The 16018-nt window shown below is 49.8% G+C and carries 12 protein-coding genes; 5 read left to right on the plus strand and 7 right to left on the minus strand.

Annotated features, from left to right (window positions below; genetic code table 11):
• Positions 1 to 182: 182 nt before the first annotated feature.
• Positions 183 to 668: a GNAT family N-acetyltransferase gene (locus OXH18_RS24945; protein WP_268610259.1), complete on the minus strand. Its 486-nt coding sequence runs from the start codon at positions 666 to 668 to the stop codon at positions 183 to 185.
• A gap of 283 nt (positions 669 to 951) precedes the next feature.
• Between OXH18_RS24945 and OXH18_RS24950 the strand changes: the two genes are divergently transcribed.
• Together OXH18_RS24950 and secA are read left to right on the plus strand one after the other, a co-directional pair.
• Complete coding sequence (locus tag OXH18_RS24950) at positions 952 to 1689, plus strand: hypothetical protein (RefSeq protein WP_268610260.1); 738 nt, start codon at positions 952 to 954, stop codon at positions 1687 to 1689.
• A 421-nt stretch (positions 1690 to 2110) separates the two neighbouring features.
• The gene (secA, locus tag OXH18_RS24955; RefSeq protein WP_268610261.1) at positions 2111 to 4927 is read left to right on the plus strand and encodes a preprotein translocase subunit SecA; all 2817 of its coding nucleotides are present in this window, start codon (positions 2111 to 2113) and stop codon (positions 4925 to 4927) included.
• Between the two features lie 224 nt (positions 4928 to 5151).
• Here secA and OXH18_RS24960 read toward each other — a convergent pair whose 3' ends face one another.
• Positions 5152 to 5397: a hypothetical protein gene (locus OXH18_RS24960; RefSeq protein WP_268610263.1), complete on the minus strand. Its 246-nt coding sequence runs from the start codon at positions 5395 to 5397 to the stop codon at positions 5152 to 5154.
• A gap of 48 nt (positions 5398 to 5445) precedes the next feature.
• Here OXH18_RS24960 and OXH18_RS24965 point away from each other — a divergent pair, with 48 nt between their 5' ends.
• On the plus strand, positions 5446 to 6237 hold the full coding sequence (locus tag OXH18_RS24965) for an IS5 family transposase (RefSeq protein WP_268607476.1): 792 nt from the start codon (positions 5446 to 5448) through the stop codon (positions 6235 to 6237).
• 348 nt (positions 6238 to 6585) lie between these two features.
• Here OXH18_RS24965 and OXH18_RS24970 read toward each other — a convergent pair whose 3' ends face one another.
• Together OXH18_RS24970 and OXH18_RS24975 are read right to left on the minus strand one after the other, a co-directional pair.
• Positions 6586 to 7029, minus strand: coding sequence for a hypothetical protein (locus OXH18_RS24970; RefSeq protein ID WP_268610264.1), 444 nt, complete (start codon positions 7027 to 7029; stop codon positions 6586 to 6588).
• A gap of 115 nt (positions 7030 to 7144) precedes the next feature.
• Positions 7145 to 7798, minus strand: a complete 654-nt coding sequence (locus OXH18_RS24975) for a helix-turn-helix transcriptional regulator (protein WP_268610265.1) — start codon at positions 7796 to 7798, stop codon at positions 7145 to 7147.
• A 351-nt stretch (positions 7799 to 8149) separates the two neighbouring features.
• Here OXH18_RS24975 and clpS point away from each other — a divergent pair, with 351 nt between their 5' ends.
• Complete coding sequence (clpS, locus tag OXH18_RS24980; protein ID WP_315874622.1) at positions 8150 to 8488, plus strand: ATP-dependent Clp protease adapter ClpS; 339 nt, start codon at positions 8150 to 8152, stop codon at positions 8486 to 8488.
• A 31-nt stretch (positions 8489 to 8519) separates the two neighbouring features.
• On the opposite strand, the gene malQ is transcribed toward clpS, so the two are convergent.
• Positions 8520 to 10022 carry a 4-alpha-glucanotransferase gene (gene malQ, locus OXH18_RS24985; RefSeq protein WP_268610266.1) on the minus strand — a complete coding sequence of 501 codons (1503 nt, stop codon included), beginning with the start codon at positions 10020 to 10022 and terminating at the stop codon, positions 8520 to 8522.
• Positions 10023 to 10289: 267 nt separating this feature from the next.
• Between malQ and OXH18_RS24990 the strand changes: the two genes are divergently transcribed.
• Entirely contained in the window at positions 10290 to 10856 is a 567-nt protein-coding gene (locus OXH18_RS24990) for a sugar O-acetyltransferase (protein WP_268610267.1), read from the plus strand.
• 5 nt (positions 10857 to 10861) lie between these two features.
• On the opposite strand, the gene OXH18_RS24995 is transcribed toward OXH18_RS24990, so the two are convergent.
• Both OXH18_RS24995 and OXH18_RS25000 read right to left on the minus strand, forming a co-directional pair.
• Entirely contained in the window at positions 10862 to 14044 is a 3183-nt protein-coding gene (locus tag OXH18_RS24995) for an efflux RND transporter permease subunit (RefSeq protein WP_268610268.1), read from the minus strand.
• A 185-nt stretch (positions 14045 to 14229) separates the two neighbouring features.
• A complete protein-coding gene (locus tag OXH18_RS25000; RefSeq protein ID WP_268610269.1) occupies positions 14230 to 15513 on the minus strand; it encodes an efflux RND transporter periplasmic adaptor subunit in 1284 nt (427 codons plus the stop codon).
• Between the last annotated feature and the right edge of the window lie 505 nt (positions 15514 to 16018).

The raw sequence follows: 16018 nt of genomic DNA on the forward strand, positions 1-16018 counted from the left end.
TACTATTGAAATAAAGGGAAGCTGCCATGGTTGCAAGTTGCTGAATTTGCTTTGCTCCCCCAACTCCTGCTCCTAATACCAATCCTTTATAAGGTTGTACATGTTGCCAATCCCTCCCAACCGCTCCTGTTCAATAGAATGGAACGATTGCCCCAGCAACCCGATTGCTTCATTTCGCTGGCTTATTCCAACTGTTCTATCTGCACTGGCAAAGCACGCTGCGAAATAGTTTGATTCAACAACACCATGGTGGTGGATTCGTTGACCTTAAAACCAATGCGCTGATAAAACTCTTTTTGCTTAGTGGTCATTAAATATACTCGCTCTACCCGATTCACATGCGGGTGCATCAGGACGGTTTCGACAAGTTTGCGCCCTAGACCGGCTCCTTGATAGTTTGGATGAATTACCACATCCCAAATTGTGGCGCGATAAATGCCATCAGACATGGCACGAGCAAAGCCAATCAATCGATCGCCATCCCAAACTGTGACGATCGGTTTGCTATTGGCAAGGGCAACGGCCCACGCTTCAGGAGTGCGACCTTGGGCCCAAAATGCAGTCATCTCAAACAAGTCTTGTAGCTGACGAAGATCTAGCTTACGGGAACAAATTCCCTCTGGCGACTCATCTTGTACCCAAAACTGAATGTGGCTGCAATCCGTCATTGACAAATCTCCGCAATGGTTTCTAAGGTGTAAATTCAAGTGGTCAGTGTCAACGGCTAGCTTCAAAAAGCGTAATAATTATCTGCTGACTAGGGTAAATTGACTGTGACCCGGCTTACCTCCCCTGTCTGGATGACTGTTTTATACCAGTAGGCTGAAACTTGGTCGGTTCGTCAGGGTGGGTTAAATAGTCAGAAGTTGACTCACGACCCAGGGGTCATTTCCTTGGCGTCGCTTTATCTCTACGGATTTCAACGCTCCTTATTGTTGCTACAGTGCCACTATGCCTTTTCAGATTAAGCCCTTCCAAATTCACCCATCTCAGTTAAACCGTCGATTGGGTAAAAACTTGGGTAGAAAGTCAGGTCGGCAAATTCGTAGAGATGCCCATGCGACCCACCGGGCGAGTGCAATGGCAACACCACCCGATGCTTTGCCGCCACCCAACAAACCGATCCGAGTGGGACGGCGATCGCCGTTAGGATTATTGCTATTTCTGCTGTTGTGGAGCATCATTTTGGGGCTTGGCCTAGCACAAGCTGTCACTCCCCCATCTTCTCTATCCTCCCTAGCTGGAGGTAAAAATACTCCAGCGATCGCACAAGCCTTCGAGCCAGATCCAGACGGACTCACCGATCCAGTGCCGCCAGAACTTCAACTTGGACAAGAACTGTATCTGGAAAACTGCGCCACCTGTCATGTAGCCTTGCCACCAGCAGTGATGCCTACCGAATCATGGCGAGTAATTCTGACCCAGCCCACCCACTACGGTGCGCAAATTACACCACCCGTACAGCCCGGTTTACAGATAATTTGGAACTATATTTCCCTCTACTCGCGTCCGCTCAAACCAGACGAACCCGTGCCCTATCGCCTCCGCAGTTCCCGCTATTTCAGAGCGTTGCATCCCGACGTTGCATTCGACGATCGCGTCTCTGTACGCAGTTGTATTAGTTGTCATCCTGCCGCCGAGCAGTTTAACTATCGCCGCCTCGCTGCCGACTGGCAAACCACTCCTTGATCGGCCATTTTCATCGTGGCGACCTGCCAACAGGCGGGATGGGATGATGCTGATTTGGCTCAGGGGAAGTAGCGCTCTAGGATTTAGCTTCTAGGTAGTTTGCATTGTATGTGAAGCTAGCCTGTGAGAAAGCAAAGACAATCTTAGCCTCTGAAGCTATCATTTTGCTACGGAATAATCAAGTGATTTATGAACGATCCGTCTCCTTCCTCCCCAGCCTCAAATGATAGGATGAGGATACACTAGACATAATGTTCAGAACATCCTGTTCAGAGTGAAATGTTTAAAGTGAATGGCGTTGTGGGCATCTATGATTCGATCGAGTCAGCCTGCACCCAATCAACCAATCGGTTAAGTGACATCTGAACAGTCCCATCAGGTGACCAACTCTCATATTCCTAACTAGAGCCTTTCGTTTGCCATGTTAAAAAATCTGCTGGGCGATCCCAATGCAAGGAAGCTTAGAAAATATAAGAACGACATCGTCGAAATCAATTTGCTTGAAGAAGAAATTCAAGCCCTATCGGATGAACAGCTAGTCGGGAAAACGGCAGAATTCAGGCAGCGAATCGAAAACGGAGAGAGTCTGGACGATCTCTTGCCCGAAGCGTTTGCAGTTGTGCGAGAAGCTGGCAAGCGTGTGCTGGGAATGCGCCACTTCGATGTGCAGTTAATTGGCGGCATGGTGCTGCATGATGGACAGATTGCCGAAATGAAGACGGGGGAAGGCAAAACCCTGGTGGCAACGCTGCCCGCTTACCTGAATGCGCTGTCTGGGAAGGGCGTGCATGTGGTAACGGTGAATGACTACTTGGCCCGACGCGATGCCGAATGGATGGGGCAGGTACATCGATTCTTGGGCTTAACCGTAGGACTGATTCAGCAAGGCATGACCCCCACCGAGCGCAAAAAGAACTATGGCTGTGATATCACCTATGGCACCAACAGCGAACTGGGGTTTGACTACCTGCGCGACAATATGGCCACCTCTATGCCAGATGTGGTACAGCGCCCGTTTAACTACTGCATTATTGATGAAGTAGACTCGGTTTTGATTGATGAAGCCCGCACCCCTCTGATCATTTCAGGTCAAGTAGAGCGCCCCAGCGAGAAATATATGCGGGCGGCTCAGGTGGCGGCAGCCTTAATCAAGAAAAAAGACGAAGATGACCCAGACGGGCATTATGAGGTAGACGAAAAGCAGCGAAACGTCTTGCTGTCGGACGAAGGATTTATTCGGGCTGAGCAACTGTTGGGCGTTAAGGATTTATTTGACCCGAAAGATCCGTGGGCGCACTATATCTTTAATGCCATCAAAGCCAAAGAGTTGTTCATCAAGGACGTAAACTATATTGTTCGCCACGACGAAGTGGTGATTGTAGACGAATTCACAGGACGGGTAATGCCGGGTCGTCGCTGGAGTGATGGGCTGCATCAGGCGATTGAAGCCAAGGAAAATGTGGAAATTCAACCAGAGACACAAACTCTGGCAACCATTACCTACCAAAACTTCTTCTTGCTCTATCCCAAACTGGCGGGTATGACGGGAACTGCCAAAACGGAGGAAGCAGAATTTGAGAAGATTTATAACCTGGAAGTGACGGTCATTCCCACGAACCGCCCCACTGGACGGAAAGACTTGCCCGATGTGGTATACAAAACGGAAGAAGCGAAGTGGCGAGCGATCGCCCAGGAATGCTCTGAAATGCACGAAATGGGACGTCCGGTGCTGGTGGGTACAACAAGCGTCGAAAAGTCGGAGCTTCTGTCCCGGATGTTGAGCGAGTTGAATGTAAACCACAACTTGCTGAACGCCAAGCCGGAGAACGTGGAGCGGGAATCGGAAATTATTGCGCAGGCCGGCCGCAAAGGCGCGGTGACGATCGCCACGAACATGGCAGGACGTGGAACTGACATTATTCTGGGCGGGAATGCCGATTACATGGCGCGCTTGAAGCTGCGGGAATATTTTATGCCCCGTATTGTCCAACCTGAAGATGAGGAAGGCTTTGCGGTGGCTAAGGTGATGAGCGGCAGTGGTCGATCGGGTGGTAAAGGCTTTATGCCCAATGCTAACCAGAAGGTGAAGACCTGGCGAGCCTCACCACAAATTTTCCCCACCGAGTTATCGAAAGAAACCGAGAAAGCCCTCAAAGAAGCAGTGGACTTCGCTGTGCAGCAGTATGGCGAGCGATCGTTGCCGGAACTGAAAGCGGAAGATATTGTCGCCACTGCGTCTGAAAAGGCCCCCACTGATGATGCCGTGATTCTGAAGCTGCGCAAGGTCTACAACGCTATTCGCCAAGAGTACGAGCAATTTACCCATGCTGAGCATGATGAAGTGGTGCAGGTGGGTGGGCTGCACGTAATTGGAACAGAGCGCCATGAGTCTCGCCGCATTGATAACCAGTTGCGGGGCCGAGCCGGACGCCAAGGCGACCCCGGTTCGACGCGGTTCTTCCTGAGCTTGCAAGACAACTTGCTGCGCATCTTTGGGGGCGATCGGGTCGCTGGCTTGATGAATGCCTTTCGCGTAGAAGAAGACATGCCAATCGAATCAGGAATGTTGACGCGATCGTTGGAAGGAGCACAAAAGAAAGTTGAAACCTATTACTACGACATTCGGAAACAGGTGTTTGAATACGACGAAGTGATGAATAATCAGCGTCGGGCCATCTATGCCGAACGTCGTCGTGTATTGGAAGGACAAGACCTGAAGGAACAGGTAATTAAATATATTGAACGCACCATGAACGACATTGTGGATGCTTACATCAATCCCGATCTACCGCCGGAAGAATGGGATTTGCAAAGCATTGTCGGTAAAGTGAAAGAATTCATCTATCTGCTCAAGGATCTAGAACCAGACCAACTCACCGATCTCTCAGTGGGCGAAATTAAGACCTTCTTGCACGAACAAGGGCGCATTGCTTACGACATTAAGGAAGCACAAATTGATCAAATTAAACCGGGATTGATGCGCGAAGCCGAACGGTTCTTTATTCTGCAACAAATCGATACCCTCTGGCGAGAACACCTCCAGCAAATGGAAGCGCTGCGGGAAGCGATCGGGCTGCGCGGCTATGGTCAACGCGATCCGTTGATTGAATACAAGAGCGAAGGCTACGAACTGTTCCTGGAAATGATGACCAATATTCGTCGGAATGTGGTCTACTCGCTGTTCCAGTTCCAACCACAACCACAGCCCGTTCCCCAACCCTCGTCAGAAGTGGTTTAGTGAGACCTTATCGCTAGAAAACTAGGATAGAGAGGCTGTCCATTGTCTGGTGGGGTGGTTGATTGGCTGACAAATCTCGATTCCCCTCACCTTAAGTCCCTCTCCCTCTGAGGGACTTTAAAACACATGGGGGCAAGGGTTGGGAGATGAGGGGGCAAAGAGTGGTCAGTCAATTAGGGTAGGATGGACAGCCTAGTTCAAACCAACTTTCGTTTTACCGTCCCTCAACGATCTATCATTTCTGCTAACTCATCTATCCATACTTGTGGCAACCACACCTCTGCGTCTGGTTGCTCGGGGGATTCCATTGGATTAGGAACATTTCGAGTTGAATTGAGATTGTGCCCTGTTGCAGTGTGAGTCGGCGTGGCTCGACGTTCAACTAATTGAGGTTTATTTACGATCGGAGCAGATGCGGCGATGGTCTGAGAGGGTGTTTGAGAAGCCAGGAAGGTCGTAAAAAAGCTCACTCAGTGTAGGCTGCGAATAGCAAATATCTACAGCCCTGAGTGAGTCAGATGAGTAAAGCATATCCCAGTAACCTAACCCGCGCCCAATATGAGGTTTTGAGTGAATTAATTCCAGCAGCAAAGCCAGGTGGTCGTCCTCGCAGCGTTGACCTGTGGGAGGTGCTCAATGCCATGCTCTATGTTCTGGTTGAAGGCTGTCGTTGGCGTTCTTTACCTGGTGATTTCCCAGCCTGGCAGACGGTGTACACGTACTTCCGCAACTGGCGATTGGACGGCACCTGGATTTCCATTCATGACCAGTTGCACCAGTGGGTTCGCATCGATGCGCAACGCTATCCTAGTCCATCAGAAGCGATCATCGATAGCCAAAGCATCAAGAGTGCAGCAGGAGTTCATCAACAAGTTGGCTTTGATGGAGGCAAGCTGATTACAGGACGCAAACGATTTTTAACGGTGGATACGTTAGGACTGGTTTTGCGGGTGTTTGTGAGTGCGGCAAACCTGGGGGAACGCGAAGGGGGCAAACGTGTCCTCAAACGAGTCAAACGGATGAAGAAAAAGGTTTCACGCTTAATCACCATTTGGGTAGACGGCGGGTTCGATGGCGCCCCTTTTCTGATGTGGGTGATGGATGTTTGTCGTTGGATTGTGCAAGTTGTACTGCGACCTGAGCAAACCAAAGGCTTTAGCTTGCTCAAAAAGAGGTGGGTGGTAGAACGAACTTTTGGTTGGCTAATGGGATGCAGACGGTTGGTCAGAGACTATGAATTATTACCAGAGACATCAGAAACCTTGATCTACCTTGCCATGATTCGGATTATGGTGAGGCGGTTGGCATAAATTTGACACCTCAAATCTTTTCAAACACCCTCTGAGGGCGAATTAAGTGCAGAAGCAGACGATTAATCGCGGCAAACCGGGCTGCTATCCATCGCAAAACCGCTCGATTAAGTATAGAAACTTCCATGGGATTACTTTATATAAATAAAAAATAGAAATAAGCTATTTCAAGGCTAAATGAAAAATCTTAAAACAGCGGCTAAAATCTCAATCCCTCTAAACTCTTCATGAATCGTATAACTATCGTATAGGTATTGTATAGCTCCAGACATCAGCGCTTAATCTTCCTTTCCGCTGCATCGTGAAAGGTGTATGCTGACAACAATTTCAACAAGTTCAACAACCAGTTCAATACTTCGACCCTGGCAGTATCACAAAGTCAATCGCTTCTCCTAACCCTAGCCCAATTACCGCAACAACTACTAGCGTCACAAACACATCCAGTTGCTTGGTTCCAGCCGACTTAAGGTCAAGAGCAGCCAACAGCATCGTGATCAATGGAGCCGCCAGAAATGTCACGATCGCTGGTTCTACAGTAATTAGTGCCAAAAGCAAGCTAAACATGAGACTGAGGCTAATGACAACCCACAAACTTTGCGAACCAAATAGCCCCAGCAACAGTTCGACAATCGGATTACTCTTCCAAGCGATGGCGATCGTTAAACTTGTAACCAGAATTCCTACCAACCAAACCACGTGGTAAGCCGATAAATACCAACCTAGCAAGACATAAGCTAGTAAAACCAGTCCTAGCGAAACCCAGGATAGCTTCAGCCATTCAACGTCATCCATGTTGTCTTCGCTCTAAAGCACCGTCATAAAATCCATTCCAACTATAGCGATTTCGACTAGACACTTTTGCAGCTAAATTTTCTATCTAAATGGCTCGACCGGCAAGGGGTGAGTACTACCCACAAATACTCAGCCCCTCCACTTTATCGCGCTTAGCATGAATGCTCTTAATGTGCTTACGTACTGTGTCTTCGCTAATGTGCAGCGTAGCAGCGATCGTTTTATACGTTGCCCCCGCTTGCTTCAACTGCCAAACTTGCGTTTCTCGATCGGACAAGCCATACTTCTGAGCTTCGGTACTGGCTTTGTGTTGCGCCGACTGCTGCCGATCTTCTAACGTCACCAACAAACAAGGGCCGTCGATCATTTTTAATTGCAGCCACTGGGCACGAATCCGAATCGAACCTGTCTCCTCGGTTTTAATTTCGTCTTCAATCACGAACACTTGAGGAGAAACAGATTTGCTCTCGGTCATGAGCGTTTGACAGCTACGCCAAATTGGTAATGGCACAGCACTTGGGCAAGAAGGAGGTAGAGAAGATGAAGCCGCTGCCAAAGTTTCAGTTAATTGGTAGCAAAGGCGCTTAGCGCAACGGTTGGCAAACAGCAAGTCTCCTTGAGCACTTAGCAGCATGATGCCATCCATTAGTCCTTCTAAAGCATACTGAATCAACACAGGCAAATTGTTCGAGCGAGGGCTGTCTGAAAGATATGCTAAAGACGATCGAGGAGAACTAGCGGTTGTAGAAATCGTTGTTAAGGCAGCCATAGTCTGACGGGGCACAGGGGCACAAAGAGTTGTTGATATCATCCAAACTAGATCTGTACAAACTAGATCTGTAAAAGATCCGTAAGCACCTTACTTCTAGTAGCCTGCCCTTATCATGCGGGTTAACCGAGAAGATCTAGAGAACGTGCTCAACTGACTGTGACGGTGTCGTCAATGCCAGAAACGGGAACAGAAACAAGAGCTTGGGGTAAAACATGTTTAGGAGATGATTGAAGAGATTATTGAAAAAGTGATCGCTGCATGAGCTTTCTCAAAGGGCGATCGCTAAACTGAGGAGAGAGGTAATCTGGATATATACTTTTGTTAAGCAAACCTTTGGACGTGTTTCCAATGACAGCAGTAGTCACCATGTCCCCAATAGCCACACTAACGGCAATGACCACTTCGCCGACGATTGCACCAGAAAAATCTAGCCAAACGGTGCAAAAACCCTATCCCAACTATAAAGTGATTGTGTTGAATGATGACTTCAATACGTTTCAGCATGTGGCCAACAGCTTGATGAAGTACATTCCTGGGATGACTAGCGATCGGGCTTGGGATCTGACGAACCAAGTACACTACGAAGGGCAGGCTACCGTTTGGGTAGGGCCTCAAGAGCAAGCAGAACTATATCATCAGCAGTTAAGCCGAGCCGGATTGACGATGGCTCCTTTGGAAGCCGCATAGCCTGTCGGTGTGCTCTGTCTGTCTGAATTGGTCATCGCTTGGACGCGAATCGACCATAGAGAACCGTCAGGTGACGCAGCCGATCGCTTAATTCCTCAGTCAGTGCGTCTGCCTGATAACGCCAGCCCCAATTTCCTGCTGCTCGACTGGGTTCATTCATGCGGGCCTCACTACCCAGCCCCAACACATCTTGCAGGGGAATGATGGCTTGATTAGCCACTGTGGCAAAGGCCAGACGCACTAGATCCCAGTGAATGCCCTGAGACGACTCACTCAAATAGCGCTGTACTCTTGCTTGTTCGTCAGGTGATCGTTTATTAAACCATCCCACAGTGGTGTCGTTATCGTGGGTTCCAGTATAGACGACACAGTTAGGCGTGTAGTTAAACGGCAGATAGGGGTTGTCTGGTTGCGAATCAAAGGCAAAGTGCAGCACCTTCATTCCCGGAAACTCGAACTCATCTCGTAACGCCTCCACTTCTGGTGTAATCACCCCCAAATCTTCAGCAATAATCGGTAGAGTACCTAGTTCGTCTTTCAGGCGGGTAAAAAGCTGCTTACCCGGAGCCAGCAACCACTGCCCATTGATCGCCGTTGCTTCACCTTGGGGCACCGCCCAGTAAGCTTCAAAGCCCCGGAAGTGATCAATCCGCACCAAGTCAACCCGCTCAAATAGCTTGCGAAAGCGTTGAATCCACCAGTTGAAATCATCTTCTTGCATTCGCTCCCAGTTGTAGAGAGGATTGCCCCACAACTGACCCGTGGCGCTAAAATAATCGGGTGGAACCCCAGCCATCTGCGTTGGTAGCCCGGTTTCTGAGTCGAGGCAGAATAAGTCTGAATGGGCCCACACTTCAGCACTATCGTGAGCCAGATAGATGGGCAGATCACCTAAGACTTCCACCCCGTTTTGATTGGCGTAGGCTTTAAGCCCTGTCCACTGGCGAGAGAATTCAAATTGCAGAAACTTGTGATAAAAAATTTCATCCGCCAGCTTCGATCGCCACGCTTCTACAGCCTCCGGTTCGTGATGGGCGATCGGTGGTTCCCATTGATGCCAGCTTGCGCCACGGTGGGCATCTTTCAGCGATCGAAACAGGGCATAGTCTTCCAGCCAATCAGCCTGCATTTGACAAAAGTCTGCAAACGCCTGTTGCAGCGATGCATCCGCTTGCGATCGAAACTGTTGACAGGCTTTGCGTAGCAGCGGTTCTTTACTGTGAATCACCCAACCATAATCAACTTGCAGCGGCAGTTGCGGCAGTTGGCGCAGATCGTCGTTTGTTAATAGCCCAATGTCTCGCAGTTGCTCTGGACTAATCAACAAGGGATTGCCAGCATTAGCTGAAAAGCACTGATAGGGTGAATCGCCATACCCGGTGGGTCCAAGCGGTAGAATTTGCCAGAGTCGCTGTCCTGCTGCGCGCAGAAAATCGATAAATTGATACGCTGTTGGGCCTAAATCACCAATTCCAAATTGACTGGGAAAAGAACTTGGATGTAGCAGGACGCCGCTGGATCTCGGGAATGGCATAAACAATTACAGGACAGGGTGAAACGAATAGAAAATCAGATGAGGATTTCAACTGCAAGATAGGAGCCTGCACATTCGTGAAACGCTCCTGCGGAATTCATTCAATCTTTTAAAGTCTTAGGTTGAAACGCACGTGAAAGTGCTAGCGAGCGATAGACTGTGGGAAACCTTCAAACCCACTGTAACTGAAAGCGATCGCCCTTCTATACAAAATTTACAGATTAATTACGACTCGCTAGCTTATATAAAGACAATTTGAGGATAGGTATGGAACAGGATGAACGCACAGAAAAGCAACGAATGTTGGACGGCGATCTCTATCTGGGATCTGATCCAACTCTGGTAGCAGCACGACAGCGCGCTCATCGCTTACTGCAAACCTACAATCAAGTAGCGATCGAGGATACTCAACAACAAACCCAACTCTTACACGAGTTGTTTGGGCAGGTGGGAGCCAATCCTCAAATTATGCCGCCGTTTCACTGTGACTACGGCAGTCACATTTATGTGGGCGATCGGTTTTACATGAATGTGGGCTGTGTGATTTTAGATTGCAATACCGTTCACATTGGCGATGATGTTTTGTGTGCGCCGCATGTGCAAATCTATACAGCCTATCACCCGGTTGATCCTACCGTGCGGCTAACTGGCCGGGAATATGCTGCGCCAGTTCGGATTGGCAACAATGTTTGGATTGGCGGTGGAGCGATCATTTGTCCAGGGGTAACGATCGGCGACAACACAACCATTGGGGCCGGCAGTGTCGTCACCAAAGATATTCCAGCCAATGTGGTCGCGGTAGGAAACCCCTGTCGAGTGCTGCGATCGGTGTAAATACCTCACTTAAACACGCCCGATTCGGTGAGTTCGCGTACCTGGGCTTGCCGATCTTTGTTAGGTGGGAAGAACCGATCGCTGATATTTTTGGTGATGATATACAGCATCGGTACAACAAATAAACTGAGGAATGTTGCTACGAAGAAACCGCCCACCAGAGCAGTTCCCAACGACTGTCGGCTTTCTGCGCCAGCCCCCACTGCAATCACCAACGGGAAGAAGCCAATAACGCTGGAAATTGCTGTCATCAGAATCGGTCGCAGCCGTTCTTGCGAGGCCTCGATCGCTGCCTGCACCGTAGACAAGCCCTCATCGCGCAGTTGGTTGGCATATTCCACAATCAGAATCGCATTCTTACTGGCTAAACCAATCAGCATCACCAAGCCAATTTGGCAGTAAACGTCATTGGCAAATCCGCGCAGAAACACGGCTAACAATGCACCGAGAATTGCTAGCGGTACTGAAAACAGAATAATCACCGGATCGAAGAAGCTCTCATACTGGGCGGCTAACACTAGGAAGACCATAATCAGTCCCAGCCCAAAGATAATCGGAGCCTGCCCACCCGACTCAATCTCTTCTAATGCTGTACCTGTCCATTCATAGCCCAAGCCAGCCGGAAGCACCTGTGCCGCCGTTTCCTCCATGGCTCGAAGTGCCTGACCAGAACTGCTGCCCGGAGCCGCATTGCCTTGAATGGAGATCGATCGAAACAGGTTGTAATGAGTAATGGTTTGTGCACTTGTGGTTGGCGTCAACGTCACCAGATTGCCCAGTTGCACCATTTGTCCGGGTTCGCCATTTTGCCCCTGTGCTCGCACATAAAATTGGCGGATGCTTTCAGGATTCGATCGAAACTGCTCGTCGGCTTGTAGGTATACCCGATAGGTGTCTTGCTCGAGGGTAAAGTCATTCACATACTGCGAACCTAAAAAACTTTGCAATGTACTAAAAATATCGTCAATGTTAACGTTGAGGGCCTTGGCTCGATCGCGGTTCACCTCTACCAATAATTGGGGCGTATTGGCGGTGTACGTGGAAAACACTCCCTCCAAATTCGGGTTTTGGTTGGCTGCTCCAATAAATTGGTACATACTGCCCACAAACTGATCTAGCGACAGGTTGCCGCGCCGATCTTGAAGCTCCATTTGGAACCCGCCGTAGTTGCCCAATCCTTCGATTGACGGCGGCACGAGGGCAAAAATTCGCCCCTGCGGAATGCCAAAAAACTGCGGCTGTACGCGTCCAATAATGCCTTGAACGTTCTGATCGGCTCCGCTGCGGTCCTCCCACGGCTTCAGCAAGGTAAACATAATGCCCTGGTTGGGAGCACTGCCTGCAAAGCTAAAGCCTGTAACAGCAAAGTTCGAGGCTACTTCTGGCTGTTGACGCACGATCGCATCCACCTGATCGAGAATCCGTTTGGTGTAATTCAGCGATACGCCTTCGGGAGCCTGAACGATCGTGATGAAATAGCCTTGGTCTTCTTCGGGCAAAAAGCCAGAGGGAACCGTGCGATAGAGCCAGCCCGTAAACAGCAGTAACGCTACAAACACCGCTAAGACAAGATATTTCAAGCGCACCAGAAAATTTAGCGAACCTCGATAGCGCTGCCGCACCCAGTCTAAGCCTTGGTTAAACTTGGCAAACAGTCGCCCCAAGAAGTTGCGGTTTTCTGGGCGTTGTCGTAGTAGTAAGGCTCCCAAGGCTGGCGAAAAGGTCAGGGCATTGAAGGTAGAAACGACGATTGCAAAGGCAATTGTTAAGGCAAATTGGCGATAGATCGCTCCAGTTGTGCCGGGAAAAAAGGCCACCGGAATGAATACCGCCATCAGCACCAGCGACGTTGCAATCACGGCTCCGGCCAGTTCTCGCATGGCTTCTACAGCGGCTTTCACAGGCGGAATCCCCTGGTCTTGCACCTTAGCTGCGATCGCTTCGGTCACTACGATCGCATCGTCTACCACCACCCCCGTTACCAGCGTCAAACCAAATAATGTCAGAGTGTTGAGTGAGAAGCCAAAAATTCGAGTGAAAATGAATGTCCCAATCAGTGAGATTGGAATGGCCAATGCTGGAATCAACGTGGTGCGCCAATCTTGCAGGAACAGGTAAAGAATGATCACCACCAGCAGAATCGCCGTCAGCAGAGTGACGACCACTTCTCTGAGTGAAATTGAGACGAAGGTAGTAGTGTCAAACGCCACAGCATAGTTTAACCCCGGCGGAAAGGATTCCTTCAGGCGCTCGAGTTCGGCTTGTACTGCTTGCGCCGTTTCCAGAGCATTGGTTCCCGGTCGCTGCAAAATTCCCAGACCGATCGCTTCGCGCCCGTTGTAGGTTAAGAAAGAGCTATAGTTTTCCGCTCCTAATTCCACCCGTCCCACATCTCGCACTCTAACCAAACTGCCCGCATCGCCCGTGGATAACACCAGATTCTCGAACTCTTCCACGCTGCGCAAGCGGCTCACCGCCCGCAGGTTCAGTTGGTATTCTTGTTCCTCTGAGGTGGGTTGTTGTCCGATCGCCCCAGCCCCCACCTGAATATTCTGTTCGCGAATGGCATTTGCGACATCCTGCACCGTCAAATTACGGCTGGCCAGACGATTGGGGTCGAGCCAGAGCCGCATCGCATAGCGTCGTTCACCGAAAATCTGAATATCTCCAACCCCATCAATGCGCCGCAGTGCCTCCACCATGAAGGTGTCTGCGTAGTTACTCATGAACAGCGGATCATATTCACCGTTGTCGGCATAGATGGCGATCGCATTCAGGAAATTGCTGTTCTGTTGGTTAACTGTGACGCCCGTTTGAATCACCGACTCAGGCAACTGCGGTTCCACACGAGCCACCCGATTTTGCACATTCACCGTGGCAATGTTTGGATCAACGTTTGATGCAAAGGTGACGGTAATTTGGCTTGTGCCATCGCTGCCACTGGTGGAGCTAATGTACCGCACCCCCTCAATCCCATTAATTTCCTGTTCCAGGATATTCGTCACTCCGGTTTCCACCGTTTCGGCATCTGCCCCAACGTAATTAGAGGTAATCACGACCTGCACTGGGCTAATGCTGGGAAATCGAGCGATCGGTAGCGTGGGGACAACAACGATGCCCAAGAAGACAATGATGAGAGTACAGACGATCGCAAAAATTGGTCGCTTGATGAAGAAATTAGAGAACATAAGTTCTGAAGCTGGGGAGGGGACAGAGGAAAAACGGGCAGCCAGCGATCGAGATAATACCTTTGTTCTAAAAGACTACGGACTGTGGATAGATATCTGCATCACCCGATCGGACAATTTAAGGTGCTGATTGTTAGTGTACTAATTTTTTACAATCGACCCAAAGACACGATGTCAAACCTAGTCTAGCCAGGGGGTTGCTCTAGTCCAGGTTGTCCTGGTGGTCCACCTGGAGGACCAGTCATGATGGGGGCACCGTCCATCAGGTTCAAAACTCCTGATGTAATGACCTGATCTCCTGCTTCCACTCCCGACAACACCTGATAATTATTGCCTTGGATACTACCCAAGCTCACAGGCTGTTGCCGCGCGATCATTTGCGGTTGCCCGTCCGGACTCGGCTCGCCCGGTTCAGCCATATACACAAACGTTTGTCCAGCGATGCGTGTCACGGCCGATGTGGGAATGAGGATGCCGGGACCGCTTTCCCAGATAATACGGGCCCTGACAAACTGTCCATCCTTGAGGTTGCCGTCATTAGGAAAACTGGCTTTGGCTAACACCGCCTGATCGGTAGTGTTCACTTCTGGTGAGACGAAGCTAATTTCTCCGTTCACCAAAGGCGTACCTAAGTTATCAACTAGCTCAACAGGTAGTCCCACACGCAGTTGATCGGCTCGTTCGATCGGCACGGAAATATTTAAATCCAGCACTTGGTTCTGGATGATGCTTGTGAGAACGTCTTGAGTTGACACCACATCACCCACCCTGACTGGAATGTTGCCAACCACGCCGGCAATGGGGGCATTGATTTCAGTATCGCTGAGGTTAGATCGAGCTACGGCTTGATCAGCTTGGGCCCGATCGAACTGTGCTTGGGCTTGGTTCAGTTCTGCCTGAGCCACCCCAACGTTGTCTTCTGCTGCTCGCAGGGCCGCGATTGCTGTATTGCGCCGATTGGTGGCTTGATCTAGAGCTTGTTGCGATTGGGCGCCTTCTGCGGCCAGTTGTGCCGTTCGTTCATATTCAGTCGTTTGCAGTTCTACATCCGCGGCGGCCCGATCGCGCTCAGCTATCGCCGCTTGCACCCTGGCGCGAGCCGTGTTTACCGCCGCCTGGGCTGCACTGACATCAGCTGCTGCACCACTGACTTGGGCTTGATTCACATCCGACTTGAGTATCAGAATCGGCGTTCCAGCCTCAACCCGTTGTCCTGGTTGAGCCAGAATGGAGACAATCCGTCCTTCGGTTTCAGGGCGCAACTGTACTCGCTCTTGAGCTTCCAGGGCCCCAACAAACTCAGAGCTTTCCTGCACTCTAGCTGTTTCAACTTGTTGGACTTCCACCAATGAAGGTGGCATTCCTTGCTCTTGGGTTGCAGACTCATTGCTGCACGCACTGGTGAACACAGAGGCAATGAGGGCGGCACCAATCAACCGAGTGGAGAGAGAAAAGGGAACTTTTACCATTGGATAGCAGGAACCTTTAAGTAGCGTTCGAGAAAGTTACGAGACCAGTTACGAGACCATTTATAAGCAATTTACAAGTGTGATAGGAGTGCCATAACTGTAAAAGCGATCAAAGCTTGCTATATCAGTGCCGATCGATAACTTCCAGCCAATCGAGCCTGTCATGCTCGGGTGAGGTAAATCGGGTAAAATCGAGCGAGTGTTTTTGAAGTTGGGGCATAAAGTGAGGGCATCCGCCATTAAATCTTGCGATCGATACCTTTCGTTAAAGCTTTCATTAAAACTGTTAGAAAACTAATGAACCTCCGATGGAATTCGGTGCAAGTAGTGAACTCCTGGGGGCACAATTCGATTAAATAAATATAAAGATAATGTTACACAGCTTGCCATAGAAGTCATCCCACTGGGATCGTCCAGTTGGGTGATTGGTTGAAAGGGATTCACCTACGCTATCGCACGAGTCCATGTGGAACTGTCGCTGAAGTAGCACGTCATGCGGAGGACA

The sequence above is a fragment of the Thermocoleostomius sinensis A174 genome (assembly GCF_026802175.1).
Classification (GTDB): domain Bacteria; phylum Cyanobacteriota; class Cyanobacteriia; order Elainellales; family Elainellaceae; genus Thermocoleostomius; species Thermocoleostomius sinensis.

Excerpts from the sequence above, each read along its gene's own strand:
- OXH18_RS24995 (WP_268610268.1), bottom strand. The coding sequence starts at position 14,044 with ATGTTCTCTAATTTCTTCATCAAGCGACCAATTTTTGCGATCGTCTGT.
- secA (WP_268610261.1), top strand. The coding sequence starts at position 2,111 with ATGTTAAAAAATCTGCTGGGCGATCCCAATGCAAGGAAGCTTAGAAAA.
- OXH18_RS24970 (WP_268610264.1), bottom strand. The coding sequence starts at position 7,029 with ATGGATGACGTTGAATGGCTGAAGCTATCCTGGGTTTCGCTAGGACTG.
- OXH18_RS24950 (WP_268610260.1), top strand. The coding sequence starts at position 952 with ATGCCTTTTCAGATTAAGCCCTTCCAAATTCACCCATCTCAGTTAAAC.
- OXH18_RS25000 (WP_268610269.1), bottom strand. The coding sequence starts at position 15,513 with ATGGTAAAAGTTCCCTTTTCTCTCTCCACTCGGTTGATTGGTGCCGCC.
- malQ (WP_268610266.1), bottom strand. The coding sequence starts at position 10,022 with ATGCCATTCCCGAGATCCAGCGGCGTCCTGCTACATCCAAGTTCTTTT.
- clpS (WP_315874622.1), top strand. The coding sequence starts at position 8,150 with ATGACAGCAGTAGTCACCATGTCCCCAATAGCCACACTAACGGCAATG.
- OXH18_RS24965 (WP_268607476.1), top strand. The coding sequence starts at position 5,446 with ATGAGTAAAGCATATCCCAGTAACCTAACCCGCGCCCAATATGAGGTT.
- OXH18_RS24975 (WP_268610265.1), bottom strand. The coding sequence starts at position 7,798 with ATGGCTGCCTTAACAACGATTTCTACAACCGCTAGTTCTCCTCGATCG.
- OXH18_RS24945 (WP_268610259.1), bottom strand. The coding sequence starts at position 668 with ATGACGGATTGCAGCCACATTCAGTTTTGGGTACAAGATGAGTCGCCA.
- OXH18_RS24990 (WP_268610267.1), top strand. The coding sequence starts at position 10,290 with ATGGAACAGGATGAACGCACAGAAAAGCAACGAATGTTGGACGGCGAT.